Consider the following 15,045-nt stretch of genomic DNA (forward strand, 5'->3'; position numbering starts at 1 on the left):
TCCGGCAGGTAACCGAAACGGCCGCCCCGGCGCGGGGCGGCCTTGTGGCCGGCTGCCGCGCCCGGGGTCGCCGGCCGGCGGTTTCCTGCCTGCGTCAGGCGGTCTGCGGTGTGAGGGAGGGGAAGGGCTGTCCGTCGAGCGTCCAGTGCGGGTCGGGCGTGATGCCCAGGGCGGCGTAGACGTGGGCGGCGACATCGGCGTGGCGGAGGCTGTCCGGTGGGGTGGTGGAGGCGATGCCGGGGCCGTTCGCAGCGATCCAGGCGGTGCGCTCCAATGTGCTGCGACCGCCGTGGCCGCCTTCGTCGCGGTGGCCGTGGTCGGTCACCACGATGACGGTCCACTCCTCGGACCGGGCGTCGGGACGTTCGCGTACCGCGGTGAGGAGCTGTCCGAGTCGTCGGTCGGCGGTCTCGATCGCGCGCTGGTACTCGGGGCCGCAGCCGAGGTAGTGGGCGGTCTCGTCGACGGCGCCGAGGTAGACGAAGGAGGCGTCCAGGTCTTCGCCGGAGCTGAGAACCCTTACGGCTTCGTCGGTCACGCTCTGGTCGCATTCCTCCCAGGCCTGCGGGGTGTCCTCGCGCGGGGCGATGTAGGCGAGCCTGCTCGGGGCCGCGAAGACCGGGCCGCCCTGCCGGGCCAGGAACAGGGGTTCCCAACCGCCGGCCGCGAAGGTCCGCTTCCCGCGCTCGGCGGCCAGCCGGGTGGTGAAGTCGGGGAACACCCCAAGCCGGTTTCCGGTGAAGTTGTTGCCCCAGACTCCGTGCTTGGCCACGCCGGCACCGGTGACGATCGTGGTCCAGCAGGGGCCCGACATGGTCGGTGTGTCGTCGTCGATGTGGACGGGCGCGAGGAAGCCGGCGTTCGCGACTTCGTCGAGGTTGGGCGTTTCCAGCATCGGCAGCAGATCGAGGCGGACGCCGTCGATTCCGACGACCAGGACGCGGGGTGTGGGCATGTTCTCGGTTCTTTCGTGGGTCGGGCAGAGAAGGGGGCGGCAGTCAGACGGTCCGGCGCAGCCGGATCAGACGGCTGGCGTAGTCGCCGGTGGGCAGCCGCAGGTCGATGCCCCGCCGGGTCAGGACGGCGCCGCTGTGGGTGCTGCCCTCGTCGATGTCGACGTAGTGCGCCGCGGGGTCCAGGGCCGGCAGCGCGAGCCCGCGGGGCTGGTGGCCGAAGCGGGTTGCGGGGCGCCAGGCAAGGACGGCGTGCTCGGTGTCGTCCTGGGACGCGTAGTGCACGGCTGTCACTCCGTCGAGGCCGTGGAGGCGGTGCTGGCGGCCGTGCTGGACCAGGGGACGGATCTGCTTGTACTGGGCAACGAGTGCGGTGGCCTCGTCGAGCTCCTCCTCGGACCAGGTGGTGAGGTCCCCGCCGATGCCGAGCGCTCCGGCCATGGCGGAGTGGAAGCGGAACCGGAGAGGGGTGGTGCGACCGGTGGTGATGTTGGGGTTGTCGGTCACCCAGGCGGCCATGGCCTGGGCGGGGAAGAGCTGGCTGAAGCCGTGCTGGATGCCGATCCGGTCGACGGGATCGGTGTTGTCGGAGGTCCAGGCCTGGTCGGTGCGGGCCAGGATGCCGAGGTCGACCCGTCCGCCGCCGCCCGCGCACGCCTCGATGCGAAGGCCGGGGTGGTCAGCGCGGAGGCGGTCCATGATCCGGTAGACGGCGCGGGTGTGGTCGATCCATAGCCGGTCGGGATCCGGGTGGCCGGCCCATCCGGCTTCGGTGACGACCCGGTTGGCATCCCACTTGAACCAGTCGATGCCGTTGTCGCGCACCAGCTGGTCCAGGGTCCGGTGGGCCCAGGCCTCGACCTCCGGGCGGGCGAAGTTCAGCATGAGCTGGTTGCGCAGTTCGGTGGCGTCCCGAGTCGGCGCGTGGACGACCCATTCGGGATGGGCGCGGTAGAGGTCACTGTCGGGGTTGACCATCTCCGGCTCGACCCACAGTCCGAACTCCATGCCCAGGCGGTGCACTTCGTCGGCCAGGGGGCGCAGTCCGTCGGGGAACGCCCCGGGCCGGGGGGTCCAGTCGCCGAGGCCCGCATGGTCGCTGGTACGGGCGCCGAACCAGCCGTCGTCGAGGACGAAGAGTTCGGCGCCCAGACGTGCGGCCAGCCCGGCCAGGCGCAGTTGGCCGGGCCCGTCCACGTCGAAGCCGGTGGCTTCCCACGAGTTGTAGAGGACGGGCCGGTCGCGTTCGGTGGCGGGCAGGACGGTGGTGCGGATGTGGTGGTGCCAGGCCCGGCTGGCGGCGCCGAAGCCGCCGGGGGTGTAGAGGCCGGCGAAGACGGGTGTGTGCAGGCTCTGGCCGGGCCGGACGGTCCAGCTGAGTCCTTCGTGGCCGAAGCCGCCGGTCCAGGTGGTCCGGCCGACCGGGTCGCGGTGCACGGTGATGCGCCAGCTTCCGCTCCAGGCCAGGGCGGTGCTCCAGACCTCGCCGTGTTCCTCGTCGGCGGTGCCGTCGTCGAGGGCGAGCCAGGGGTTGGCGTGGTGGCTGGTGACGCCGCGACGGCTGGTGAGCACGGTCTCGGTGACCGGGAGGCGGTCGCGGTTCAGCTGGAACTCGCTGTTCCAGCCGCCCACGAGGTGGCTGAGCCGGTAATCGGGAAGCGCCGGCAGCGTCCAGGAAGCCGAGTCCAGCCGGTCGACGGTGATGGGGTCCGAGTCGTCGGCTCCGGTGTGGGTGAGTTCCACCCAACGCTCGACGACGTCACTGCCGGGGCGGACGCGGTAGCACAGCTCAGCGGCCAACGGGTAGCGGCGGTCAGCCAGTTGCAGGCGGAGTTCTCCGTCCCGGACCGTGTGGCCGGTGAAGGTCCACTGGGCGCCGCGGGTGCCGTCGGCGAACCGTACCTGGAGGCCGGCCGGTCCGAACCGGGCACCGGTCTGCGGGGCCAGTTCGTCCGGGGCGGCATCCGCCTCGAAGCTGCTCGCGGCAGGCGAGTTGGCCACGAGCAGCTCACCGAGGGCTTCGGTGTCGAGCTTCTCCCCCCAGTGCAGATGCCGGGGGCTGCCGTCTGCGCCGATGCGCACGGCGTAGACGCTGTTCGGGGTCCGCAGGACCGCCAGCCCGCAGGCGGGATCGAAGGAAACGGACGAGGGCGTGGGAGGCACAGGAGGTCCCGAGGGGTGTCGAGCGTCGGTGAGGACCGGGCGGGCGGCCATGGCTAACAACAGTGACCGCACCCGGAGTTGGGCCAGAGCGTAGGACTTGCCGAACAGGAAAATCAATACTGGACGAAGTTATTTATTTATCGTAGGTTTCCGCCGTGTTTCCAAACCACTCTCGGCCACTGGTCACCGCACCGGCCGAAACCGCCATCCTCGCCCTGCTGTTGGCCGAGAGTCCGCTCAGCCGGGTGGAGCTGGCCCGCCGCACGGGTCTGTCCTCGACCGCTGTGACCAAGGCCGCGCGACCGCTCATCGACGACGGATACCTGCACGAACTCCCCCCGGAGCGCACCGCTCCAGGGGCCGGACGCCCCGTGAACCCGCTGGCCGTCACTCCCGACCGGGAGTTCGTCGTCGGTGTGAAGATCAGTGCCGACACCCTCTTCGGCGCGGTCTGCGACCTGCGGGCCCACATGCGCACCACCGCCAGCCGGCCGTTGGGCGACCGCGACCCGGCTGCCGTATGCGGGCTACTGGCCGATCTCGTCGCCGAACTTCTCGACGCGAAACCCGAGTACCGGGCCCGTACCCGGCATCTGGGCATCGCGGTCTCGGGCGACGTGGACCGCCCCGCCGGGCGGGTCCGCTACTCCGTGCTCCCCAGCTGGCGCGACGTGCCGCTGGCCGATACCCTCGCCGCGGCGACCGGCCTGACCGTCACCGTGGAGAACGACGTCAAGGCCATCACCGCGGCCGAGCACTGGTTCGGCGAGGGCATCGGTACCGAGTACTTCGCGCTGGTCACCATCGGAGCCGGGATCGGTTCCGGGATCGTCATCAACGGTGAGCTGGTCGCCGGCGCGTACGGTGTCGCCGGAGAGATGGGGCACATCAGCATCGACCCGGCCGGGCCGCGGTGCCACTGCGGCCAGGTCGGCTGCGTCGAGGCCATCGCCTCCAGCGACGCCATCCTCGCCGCCATCCGCTGCGCCACCGACGACCCGGACCTGGACTTCGACGGCGCCGTTCAGCTCGCCCGTGGTGGAGACCCCGCCGCGCAGAGCGCCTTCGCCAGAGCGGGCCACGCCATCGGCGTCGGCATAGCCACGCTGGTGAACCTCGTAGGTCCCGAGCGCGTCGTCGTCACCGGCGAGGGGCTCGACACCTACGACCTTTTCGGAATGCACATCAAGGACGCCTACGCCGCGCACTGCTTCAAAGCAGCGGCGAAATGCCCGCTGACCCTGCGTCCGCTCCCCTGGGAGGAGTGGGCCCGGGGCGCCGCCGTCGTCGGCATCCAGGCCCTCTTCCCCTGAGCAAGCGTCACCATCCCGATCGCCGGCCCGAGCTTCCGGCACGGCCGATGTCCGTCACCGTCTGCCAACTGTGAATGTCGGACACCGGCTGCGCCGGACAGCAACACGTACGCCCAACCCTCAACTGAAGGATGCCAAGTGAGCGCACAGAGCGCCAAGCTTAGCCGCAGAGGATTCCTCGGCGGATCCATTCTGTTCGTCGCCGGAGCGGCGGTCGGCTGCAGTTCCGACCCGGTCGGCGGGTCCTCCTCCGGGGCGAAGACCACCCTGAACGTCTGGTCCCACGCCTACGGCGAGGCCGGCACCCAGCAGGCCCTCACCCGTTATGCCAAGGCGTTCACCAAGGCCAACCCGGACATCGCGGTCAAGGTCACCTGGACCCCTGGCGACTACTCCGCCAAGCTCAACGCGACCCTGCTCACCGACTCCGCCCCGGACGTCTTCGAGATAGGCGACTTCAGCGAGAGCTTCGCCCGGCAGGGCCAGATAGCCCAGCTGGACGACATCTACGGCAGCGCCAAGTCCGACTTCAACCCGGGCGCCCGCGAGATGGTGACCGTCGACGGCAAGCTCTACGGCGTCAAGACCCTCGACGACGTCATGATGCTCTACTTCCGGAAGAGCGTGCTGTCCAAGGCCGGCATCACCCCGCCCGCCACCTTCGACGCGCTCGTCGACGCGGCCAAGGCCCTGAGCTCCAAGAAGACCAAGGGGCTGTTCGTCGGCCAGGACGGTCTGGGCGACAGCGCCATCCTGTCCGTGTTCTCCAACGGCGGTGACCTCGTTACCCACGACGGCAAGGCGGCCTTCGGCTCCGCCCAGGCCGCCGAGGCCGTGGCCGGGCTCAAGCGCCTCCACGACGACAAGTCCCTGCTGCTCGGATTCACCACCGACTGGTGGGATCCCGCCGCCCTCACCCAGAACGTCGTCCCGATGCAGTGGGGCGGCCTCTGGTCGATGCCCGCCATCAAGACCGCGCTCGGCGACGACTTCGGCGTCCTGCCCTGGCCCGCCTTCAAGTCCGGCGGCAAGCCCGCGGTCCGCGTCGGCGGCTGGAGCACCTGCGTCAACGCCAGGGGCAAGAACGTGGAAGCGGCCAAGAAGTTCGTCCAGTGGCTCTGGGTCCAGCAGACCGACCTCCAGACGGACTGGTCGCAGAGCTACGGCCTCCACATCCCGCCGCGCAAGTCCGTCGCCGCCACCGCCAGCAAGCTCACCCAGGGCCCCGCCAAGGAGACCGTCGAGCTGGCCGCCAAGTACGGCAGGAACAACCCCAGCACCTGGAACAAGACCGTGAGCGACCTCTTCGCCGCGGCTGCGGCGAAGATCGTCAACGGGCAGGGCGATGCGGAAAAGCTCCTGGCCGACGCGGCCAAGCGGGCCCAGAGTGACATCGACAAGCAGCGCGCATCATGACGTCCGCGCCTCCATCCACGCTTGACCACGAGCGTGTCGGGTGCCCCGCGGCTGAGCCGCGGGGCACCGCCCCCCTCCGCCGTTCCCACACGGACTGGCGTGCCTGGGGAGCGTTCGCGCTGCTCGCCGGACCCCTGCTGATCGGCCTGGGCCTCTTCAAGTACGTCGCCATCGGCTGGAGCTTCCTGCTCAGCCTCAGTGAGGCCCGCGGCACCATCTCCCTGGGGCACTGGGTCGGCCTGGACAACTACCAGACGCTGCTCTCCGATGCGGTGTTCCGCAAGTCGCTCGGCCAGATCCTGCTGTTCACGGTGTTCATCGTGCCGCTGACGTTCGCCGCCTCGCTGGGACTGGCGCTGCTGGTGCACCGGATCCGGCGCGGCCGGGCCGTACTGCGCACCGCCTTCCTGATCCCGGCCGCCGTCTCCTACGTCGCAGCCTCCCTGCTGTGGAAGATGAGCCTGTTCAACGGGTTGCCGAGCGGCATCGCCAACACCCTCGGCGGCTGGTTCGGCATGGACGCCCAACCATGGCTGCAGACCACCTCGCCGCCGCTGTACTGGGTCGCCCTCGTCACCCTCCGCCTCTGGCTCCAGGTCGGCTTCTACATGGTGCTCTTCCTGGCCGGACTCCAGGGCATCCCCAAGGAGATGTACGAGGCCGCCGCCCTCGACGGCGCCACCGGCCTGCGCCTGTTGCGCAGGATCACCCTGCCGATGCTGCGCAACACCTCGGTGGCCGTCCTGATGCTGCAGTTCATCGCCGCGTTCCAGGCGTTCGACGAGTTCTACAACCTGTTCAACAGCGGGCAGTCCGGCGGGTCGGGGGCCCCGGTCCGAACCCCGCTGGGCTATCTCTACGACACCGCGATGGGTTCCCAGAACTACGGCCTCGGGTCGGCCGGAGCCTTCGTGCTCACCGCCCTCATCGTCTGCGTGACCCTGATCCAGGGCCGGATCACCGGCTTCGGAAAGGGTGAGGAGTGAGCAACATGACAACCGCCCGACACCTGCCGCAGGTGCTGCGCCGGTCCGTGCGCGGCGTGCTGGCCGGCCTGCTGACGGCAGTGTTCCTGGCGCCCTTCTATCTGATGCTGCGTAATGCTCTGATGGACACACAGGGCCTGACGTCACCGCACTGGACCTGGTGGCCGTCGACGATGCACTGGGACAACTTCACCTCGCTCTTCAGCGATCCCACGCTGCACATGGGCCAGGCCCTCGGCAACTCGTTGCTGATCGCCGCGATCACCGCCCCGGTGTCGACGCTCCTCGCCTCGGCCGCCGGGTACGCCCTCGCGCGGATCCCGGTACCCGGACGGGGCGTCCTGCTCGCCCTGGTGGTGGCCACGCTGATGATCCCCGGCTCGGTGACGTTCGTCCCCACCTTCGTCGTCGTGGGCTCCATGGGCGGGGTCAACACCCTGTGGGGAATCATCGCGCCCGGGCTCTTCAACCCCTTCGCCGTTCTGCTCTTCCGAAACTTCTATCTCCAGTTCCCCAGCGAGATCGAGGAGGCCGGACGCCTGGACGGGCTGGGCTGGCTCGGCCTCTACCGCCGGATCGCGTTGCCGTCGTCCGGAGCAATGCTCGCCTCGCTCGGCGCGCTCGCCTTCATCGACAGCTGGAACGCCTTCCTGTGGCCGCTGGTCATCGGGCAGGACCCGTCCTCGTGGACGGCCCAGATCGCCCTGTCGACCTTCCTCACCTCACAGACCGTCAACCTGCCCGGACTGTTCGCCGGAGCCGTCGTGACCATCGCACCACTGGTGGCCATGTTCCTGGTCGCCCAGCGTTACATCGTCGAAGGCATCGCCACCAGCGGACTCAAGGGCTGAGCCGCACCTGACTCCGGACCACCGGTCCGGGCCGCACCACCTGAAGATCCCCCCCACCACCCCCACCCTTGAAGGGGACCATCATGAGATCCGACAGGTCGGCTCCCGCCGTCAGAAAATTCTTCTCCCGAATCCTGCCTGCCACGGCAGCCGCGGTTACCCTCGTCCTCGCGGGAACCTCCGGTTCCGTCGCAGCGTCCCCCACCGCCACCACCGCCACCACCGCCGCTCCAATGACCGGACCGCAGTTGGCAGCCTCCTGGACGGGACCGCTGAGTACCCGCGGGCGTTACATCGTCGACGCCAACGGCAACCGCTTCAAGCTGAAGGCCGGCAACTGGGCGGGCGCCCAGGGCACCTGGGAAGGCAGCGGAGATGTCAACGACCCCGCGAACCACCAGGCGGACCAGATGTCGCACAACATCCCGCTGGGCCTGGACCGCGCGCCGATGACGCAGATCATGGCCGACTTCCACGAGCTCGGGCTGAACAGCATCCGCCTGCCGTTCGCCAACGCGATGATGCGCGACACCACGGTCGTACCGGACTCCGCGGTCGCGGCCAACCCGCAGCTGAAGGGCAAGACCCCGCTGCAGGTGTACGACGCGGTGGTGGCTGCCCTGACCGCCGACGGTTTCGCGGTCGTCCTCAACAACCACACCACCACCTACCGCTTCTGCTGCGGCCTGGACGGCAACGAGCGCTGGAACAGCGGCCAGTCCGCCCAGCAGTGGCAGGAGGACTGGCTCTTCCTGGTGAACCGCTACAAGGCGAACAAGCGTGTCGTCGGCGCCGATCTGCGCAACGAGATCCGCCGCGACACCTGGGACGACCCCAACTGGGGCTGGGGTGACGACCACGACACCTACGCGGCCTTCGAGCTGGCGGGCACCCGCATCCTGGGAGCCGACCCCGACATGCTGGTCATCATGGAGGGCATCAACTGGTACGGCATCCCGCTGGACGGGCTCAACTACGGCAGGCCGATGCTGACCCCGGTCCGTGAACTCTCCAACACCCTGATCGCCTCGGGGAAGCTGGTCTACGCCGCGCACTTCTACGGCTACACCGGCCCGAACTACACGGGTGCCGGCAACGGACCGGGGCACACCAACGACTGGCCGTACGAGGACTTCCCGCTCGACAAGCTCAAGCAACTGGTGCACGACGAGGCCCTGTTCGTCACCCAGGCCGGCCAGCACTTCACCGCCCCGGTCTGGATCAGCGAGTTCGGTGCCGGCGGCCGGGGGTCGAACGACACCAAGGAAAAGACCTGGTTCGGCAACTTCACCGACATCCTGGTCGAGAACGACACCGACTTCGCCATCTGGCCGCTGGTCGGATGGACCGGCGCCAACGGCGCGCCGCAGGACAACTGGGCCCTGATCTCCTACGACGCCGCCGGTAAGCGTCAGAGCCTCAGCGACCCCGGTGACTGGCGGTCCGCCGACTGGAACAAGCTGGTCAACGCCTCTGGCGTCTCCGGTCCGGTCGCACAGGTCGACCACTGGAACATGCTCAACCTCGACTTCCGGGACCACAACGTCTCCTCCCGCATGCTCGCCCAGAGCGACTGGAGTCCCGGCTACCGCAAGGGCAACTGCCCCGACAGCCAGCGCCTGGTCGGCCTCGGCCGCAGCGACAAGCGCGGGCTGTGCACCGACGCGAACCAGCCCGCCAAGGGAGCCGGGGCCTGGGTGGCCGTCCATGACGAGCGCTACGTCACCCACGGTGACTGGGCCTCGGGCTACAACAAACTCCAGTGCCCCGACAACACCTTCGCCGTCGGTTACAGCGTCAACGGCAAATCGATGGCCGGCCTGCTCTGCGCGCCGTCCGCCGCGCCGCTGCCGCTGAACGGACGCAACGTCTGGTTCGATCACGGCGACAACCGCCCCGCCACGGGCGGCTCGGTCGGAAGCGACTGGGCCCCCGGCTACTACAAGGGTCAGTGCACCGACAACGAGTACGTCGCCGGCGTCGCCTTCACCTGGCAGCGGAACAACGGCGGTGTCCCCGACGCACTGCTCTGCCGTCCGCTGAGCTGACCCACCCCCATCAGTTCCATCAGTTCCATCAGTTCCATCAGTTCCATCATCGAGGAGACCACGGCCATGCCACGACTCGAGGTTGCCGCAGACGGCTTCCGTCTCGACGACCGACCGCTGCGGATCATCTCCGGCGGGCTGCACTACTTCCGGATCCATCCGGAACAGTGGGCCGACCGGCTTCGCAAGGCGCGCCTGATGGGACTGAACACGATCGAGACCTACGTCCCATGGAACCTTCATTCGCCCCATCCGGGTGAGTTCCGGCTGGACGCAGGTCTCGATCTCCCCCGGTTCCTCGACCTGGCCGCCGCCGAAGACCTGCATGTGCTGCTCCGCCCCGGACCGTACATCTGCGCCGAGTGGGAGGGCGGCGGCTTGCCCTCCTGGCTGCTCGCCGACGAGGACATCGAACTGCGCAGCCGCGACCCGCGCTATCTGAAGGCGGTGGACGGCTACCTCGGCGCCCTGCTGCCGCCCGTCCTTCCCTACCTCTCCACGCGCGGCGGCCCGATTCTCGCCGTCCAGCTGGAGAACGAATACGGCGCGTACGGCGACGACTCCGGCTACCTGGAGAATCTGGCGGAGCAACTGCACCGACACGGAATCGACGTGCCGCTGTTCACGTGCGACCAGCCCTCCGATCTGGAACGCGGCGGCCTCGACGGCGTCCTGCGCACCGTCAATCTCGGCAGCCGGGTGGACGCCGGGCTCGCCGAACTGCGCAGGCATCAGCCGTCCGGGCCGCTGATGTGCAGCGAGTTCTGGATCGGCTGGTTCGACCGCTGGGGCGGCACCCATGTCACCCGCAGCACGGCCGACGCCGCGGCGGACCTCGACCGGCTGCTCGCGGCCGGTGCCTCGGTCAACATCTACATGTTCCACGGCGGTACCAACTTCGGTTTCACCAACGGCGCCAACGACAAGGGCACGTACCGCGCCACCGTCACGTCGTACGACTACGACGCGCCTCTGGACGAGGCCGGCGACCCCGCCCCCAAATACGCCGCCTTCCGCGAGGTCATCGCCCGGTACGCGCCCGTCCCCGAGGAACCGGTACCCGCCCCCGCACCCAGGCTCACCCCCGCCGTCGCCGAACTCACCGCATGCGCAAGTCTCCTGGACCAGCGCGAACGGCTCGGCAGCGCGGTGCACGCCGACCGCCCGCAGGTCATGGAGCAGCTCGGCCAGTCCTTCGGATTCATCCTGTACGAGACGGAGCTCTTGACGGCCGGGCCGACCGTCCTCCGCATCGCCGAGGTGCACGATCGCGCCCAGGTCTTCGTCGACGGCCAGCCGGTCGGCGTCCTGGAACGCGAGAACCATGAGCACATCCTCACCTTCCACGCTTCCCGGCGGGGCGCGCAGTTGGCCGTGTTGGTGGAGAACCAGGGCAGGGTCAACTACGGGCAGGGCATGCACGACCGCAAGGGGCTGCTCGGCGAGGTCACCCTCAACGCGCTGGCCCCGGACGGCTGGTACAGCCGGCCGCTGCCTCTCGACGATCTGGGCCGACTGTCCTTCGCCGCGTTCGAGCCCGCCTCGCCCCCGGTCGGCCCCGCGTTCCACCGTGGACACCTGGACATCGAGCAGCCGGCCGACGGCTACATCGCCCTGGACGGCTGGACCAAGGGCCACGTCTGGATCAACGGCTTCGCACTCGGCCGCTACTGGTCCCGAGGACCGCAGACCACTCTCTACGTCCCCGCGCCGATCCTGAACGCCGGCCGGAACGAGATCACGGTCCTCGAACTGCACGGTTCCACCACCCGCGCGGTGGAACTGCGGGGCACTCCCGATCTGGGCCCCACCGAGGACTGACGTCCGCGACACCGGACAGCACGCTGCAACCGGGTTGGACCGACCGGCCACGCCGAAACGAACCTCCACTCGACGCTTGAGCTGTACCGCAGTGCGCTCGCGGTACAGCGGGCGCACCCGGGGCTCGGCGCGGGTGACGCCGTCGAATGGACCGACGCGCCTGCGGGCGTGCTCGTCTTCCGCCGTCAAAACTTCGTCTGCACGATGAACACCACCGATGAGGCGGTACGCATCCCCGCACCCGGGCGTCTGCTGCTCGCCGGCTCCCCGGTCGGCCCCACCAACGGCTCCCACGGCGCGAGCTTGGAGCCGGCCGCGAACACCACGGTGTGGTGGGCGGTCTGACGTACCCGTCTCCGCACCACTCCTGACGGCCGGTCGGCCGCAACAAGATCACCGTCCTCCATCGACGACAGAGGAATCCATGCACAGCAAGCGACGCCTCACCGAGCAGCGGCTCGACCGGGTGCTGAACCAGCGCATCCGGCCCGCGGTCCACGCCCGTACCGTCCCGGTCGAGATCGCGATCTGGAACGCGCCGGGCGAGCCGGTCCCCGTGGCCGACGGCCTGGCCGCACCGTACGAACCCGTGACGCTCGGGCACCGGTGGGGGCCGCCCTGGTCCACGAGCTGGTTCAGGATCAGCGGCAGGGTTCCGGAGGAGTGGGCCGGCCTGCGGGTCGAGGCGGTCATCGACCTCGGCTTCAACGTCACCGGCGCGGGCTTCTCCACCGAGGGCCTGGTCTACCGGGCGGACGGCAGCGTGGTGAAAGCCCTCAACCCCCGCAACGCCTATATCCCGGTCGCCGACCCGGCGGTCGGCGGCGAGGATTTCACCTACTACGTCGAGGCCGCCGCCAACCCCAACCTGGTCGATGACCACATCCCGTCCCGGACCGGGGACCAACCCTCCTGGATGACGGGAGTCGGCCCCGAGAGCGCACCCTTGTACCAGCTGCTCCGGCTGGATTTGGCGGTCTTCGACGCGCAGGTGTGGGAACTCGCCCAGGACCTGGACGTCCTCGGGGGGCTCATGCGCGAACTGCCCGAGGCCGACCCGCGCCGCTGGCAGCTCCTGCACACCATCGAGCGGGCCCTGGACGCAGTCGACCTGCAGGACATCGCCGGCAGCGCCACCGCCGCCCGCGAGGTGCTGCGCCCGGCGTTCGCCGCCCCCGCGGCCGCCGGCGCCCACCGCATGTCCGCCATCGGACACGCCCACATCGACACCGCCTGGCTGTGGCCGCTGCGTGAGACCGTCCGCAAGGTTGCCAGGACGCTCTCCAACGTCACCCATCTCATGGACGACCACCCGGGCTTCCTCTTCGCCATGTCCCAGGCCCAGCAGCTGGCCTGGCTCAAGGAGCACCGCCCCGAGGTCTACGGCCGGGTCCAGGAGAAGGCGAAGAAGGGGCAGTTCCTCCCCGTCGGCAGCCTGTGGGTGGAACCCGACACCAACATCACCGGCGGCGAGGCCCTCGCCCGGCAGCTGATCCATGGAAAGCGCTTCTACCTCGACGAGTTCGGCGTCGAGACCGAGGAGATGTGGCTGCCCGACACCTTCGGCTACAACGCGGCCATGCCGCAGCTGATGAAACTGGCCGGGGTCCGGTGGTTCCTCACCCAGAAGATCTCCTGGAACACCACCAACAAGTTCCCGCACCACACCTTCTGGTGGGAGGGCATCGACGGCACCAGGATCTTCAGCCACTTCCCGCCGGTCGACACCTACAACGCCGAGATCACCGGCGCCGAACTCGCCCATGCCGTCAGCAACTTCCAGGACAAGGAGGCAGCCAACAGCTCGCTGCTCCCGTTCGGCTACGGAGACGGCGGCGGCGGCCCCACCCGGGAGATGCTGGCCCGGGCCGAGCGTCTTGTCGACCTGGAGGGCTCGGCCAGGGTCGTCATCGAGCGCCCGGCGGACTTCTTCGAGCGGGCACACGCCGAATACCCCGACGCGCCGGTGTGGCAGGGGGAGCTGTACCTGGAGTTCCACCGCGGCACGCTGACCAGCCAGCTGAGGACCAAGCAGGGCAACCGGCGCAGCGAGCACCTGCTGCGAGAGGCCGAGCTGTGGTCGGCGACCGCCGCCGTGCGCACCGGATTCGCGTACCCCTACCAGGCCCTGGACCGGCTGTGGAAGACGGTCCTGCTGCACCAGTTCCACGACATCCTGCCCGGCTCCTCCATCGCCTGGGTGCACCGGGAGGCGGAGCAGACCTATGCCGCCGTCACCGCCGAGCTGTGCGCGATCACGGACGCCGCCCAGCGGGCCCTGGCCGGCGAAGGCGACCTGCCCGTGGTCTTCAACGCCGCTCCGTTCGCCCGCGGCGGTGTCCCCGCACTCGGCGCCACGCTCCGCACCCGGCCGCCGGGCCGACCCGTCGCCCCGGTCCGGAGCGGGGACGGTTTCGTGCTGGACAACGGCCTGGTCCGCGTCCGGATCGATGCCCAGGGCCTGGTGACCTCGGCGTACGACATCGCGGCCGACCGCGAAGCGCTGGCTCCCGGCGCCGCCGGGGGCCTCCTCCAGCTGCACCAGGACTTCCCCAACGAGTACGACGCCTGGGACATCGACGCCTTCTACCGCAACACCGTTCACAACCTCCTCGACGCCGACTCGGTCGGGGCAAAGGAAGGCGGTGTCCGGATCGTGCGGACCTTCGGCGACTCCCGCATCGAACAGCTGGTCTCCCTGCCCGAAGACTCCCGACGTCTGGACATCGACACCGAGATCGACTGGCACGAGAAGGAGAAGCTCCTCAAGGCCGCCTTCCCGCTCGACGTGCGGGCCGACCACTCCAGTGCGGAGATCCCCTTCGGACATGTCCGGCGCCCCACCCACACCAACACCAGTTGGGACGCCGCCAAGTTCGAGATCTGCGCCCACCGCTTCCTGCACCTCGGCGAACGGGGGTGGGGCGCGGCTGTGGTCAACGACTCGACCTACGGGCACGAGGTCACCCGAGACGTCCGCGCCGACGGCGGCACCACCACCACCGTCCGGCTCTCCCTGCTCCGCGCTCCCCGCTTCCCCGACCCGGATGCCGACCAGGGCCACCACCGCCTGCGCTACGGGTTCGTCATCGGCGCCGACATCGCCGACACCGTCCGCGAGGGCTACGCGTTCAACCAGCCGGAGCGCAGCCTCCCCGGCTCGACCGAGGTCCAACCGCTCGTCACCGCGGACAACGAGGCCGTCGTCATCGAGACGGTCAAACTTGCCGACGATCGTTCCGGCGACATCGTCGTACGCCTCTACGAGGCCCACGGCGGACGCGCCCGAACCGTCCTGACCGCCGGCTTCCCGCTTGCGTCGGCGGCCGAGACCGATCTGCTGGAGCGCGAACTCGACCCGCGCGAGAACGTGGACGCCGTACAAGCGGACGGTCGAAGGGTGCTCCTGGCACTCCGCCCGTTCCAGATCCTTACTCTTCGGCTGAGGCCCCGAACGGGTGACTGACCGAGACCCTCCGGAACGGGCCGTCTCC

At 69.5% G+C, this 15,045-nt stretch carries 10 protein-coding genes; 8 read left to right on the forward strand and 2 right to left on the reverse strand.

Annotation, left to right across the window (positions count from 1 at the left end; genetic code table 11):
• Positions 1 to 94 precede the first annotated feature (94 nt).
• Positions 95 to 955: an alkaline phosphatase family protein gene (locus tag OG306_RS13735; protein WP_323183858.1), complete on the reverse strand. Its 861-nt coding sequence runs from the start codon at positions 953 to 955 to the stop codon at positions 95 to 97.
• A 43-nt stretch (positions 956 to 998) separates the two neighbouring features.
• Entirely contained in the window at positions 999 to 3,116 is a 2,118-nt protein-coding gene (locus tag OG306_RS13740; protein WP_266746464.1) for an alpha-galactosidase, read from the reverse strand.
• A 155-nt stretch (positions 3,117 to 3,271) separates the two neighbouring features.
• Between OG306_RS13740 and OG306_RS13745 the strand changes: the two genes are divergently transcribed.
• From OG306_RS13745 to OG306_RS13780, 8 genes are all read left to right on the forward strand, one after another.
• The gene (locus OG306_RS13745; RefSeq protein WP_266746465.1) at positions 3,272 to 4,429 is read left to right on the forward strand and encodes an ROK family transcriptional regulator; all 1,158 of its coding nucleotides are present in this window, start codon (positions 3,272 to 3,274) and stop codon (positions 4,427 to 4,429) included.
• Positions 4,430 to 4,567: 138 nt separating this feature from the next.
• Positions 4,568 to 5,845 carry an ABC transporter substrate-binding protein gene (locus tag OG306_RS13750; RefSeq protein ID WP_266746466.1) on the forward strand — a complete coding sequence of 426 codons (1,278 nt, stop codon included), beginning with the start codon at positions 4,568 to 4,570 and terminating at the stop codon, positions 5,843 to 5,845.
• The gene (locus OG306_RS13755) at positions 5,842 to 6,831 is read left to right on the forward strand and encodes a carbohydrate ABC transporter permease (protein ID WP_266746467.1); all 990 of its coding nucleotides are present in this window, start codon (positions 5,842 to 5,844) and stop codon (positions 6,829 to 6,831) included. Before OG306_RS13750 ends, OG306_RS13755 begins: the two co-directional genes overlap by 4 nt.
• Before the next feature lie 5 nt (positions 6,832 to 6,836).
• On the forward strand, positions 6,837 to 7,682 hold the full coding sequence (locus OG306_RS13760; protein WP_266746468.1) for a carbohydrate ABC transporter permease: 846 nt from the start codon (positions 6,837 to 6,839) through the stop codon (positions 7,680 to 7,682).
• 83 nt (positions 7,683 to 7,765) lie between these two features.
• Positions 7,766 to 9,730, forward strand: a complete 1,965-nt coding sequence (locus OG306_RS13765) for a glycoside hydrolase family 5 protein (RefSeq protein ID WP_266746469.1) — start codon at positions 7,766 to 7,768, stop codon at positions 9,728 to 9,730.
• Between the two features lie 66 nt (positions 9,731 to 9,796).
• Positions 9,797 to 11,551 carry a glycoside hydrolase family 35 protein gene (locus tag OG306_RS13770; RefSeq protein ID WP_266746470.1) on the forward strand — a complete coding sequence of 585 codons (1,755 nt, stop codon included), beginning with the start codon at positions 9,797 to 9,799 and terminating at the stop codon, positions 11,549 to 11,551.
• 81 nt (positions 11,552 to 11,632) lie between these two features.
• Positions 11,633 to 11,896 carry a hypothetical protein gene (locus OG306_RS13775; RefSeq protein WP_371666236.1) on the forward strand — a complete coding sequence of 88 codons (264 nt, stop codon included), beginning with the start codon at positions 11,633 to 11,635 and terminating at the stop codon, positions 11,894 to 11,896.
• A gap of 79 nt (positions 11,897 to 11,975) precedes the next feature.
• Positions 11,976 to 15,017 (forward strand): alpha-mannosidase, encoded by a 3,042-nt coding sequence (locus OG306_RS13780; protein WP_327259195.1) that lies wholly within the window; start codon positions 11,976 to 11,978, stop codon positions 15,015 to 15,017.
• Positions 15,018 to 15,045: the final 28 nt, after the last annotated feature.

Origin of the sequence: Streptomyces sp. NBC_01241 (genome assembly GCF_041435435.1) — a bacterium.
In the GTDB taxonomy this organism is placed as follows: domain Bacteria; phylum Actinomycetota; class Actinomycetes; order Streptomycetales; family Streptomycetaceae; genus Streptomyces.

Bases quoted from the DNA above. Each gene is read 5' to 3' on its own strand.
- OG306_RS13735 (WP_323183858.1), bottom strand. From the start codon at position 955: ATGCCCACACCCCGCGTCCTGGTCGTCGGAATCGACGGCGTCCGCCTC.
- OG306_RS13755 (WP_266746467.1), top strand. From the start codon at position 5,842: ATGACGTCCGCGCCTCCATCCACGCTTGACCACGAGCGTGTCGGGTGC.
- OG306_RS13760 (WP_266746468.1), top strand. From the start codon at position 6,837: ATGACAACCGCCCGACACCTGCCGCAGGTGCTGCGCCGGTCCGTGCGC.
- OG306_RS13765 (WP_266746469.1), top strand. From the start codon at position 7,766: ATGAGATCCGACAGGTCGGCTCCCGCCGTCAGAAAATTCTTCTCCCGA.
- OG306_RS13770 (WP_266746470.1), top strand. From the start codon at position 9,797: ATGCCACGACTCGAGGTTGCCGCAGACGGCTTCCGTCTCGACGACCGA.
- OG306_RS13780 (WP_327259195.1), top strand. From the start codon at position 11,976: ATGCACAGCAAGCGACGCCTCACCGAGCAGCGGCTCGACCGGGTGCTG.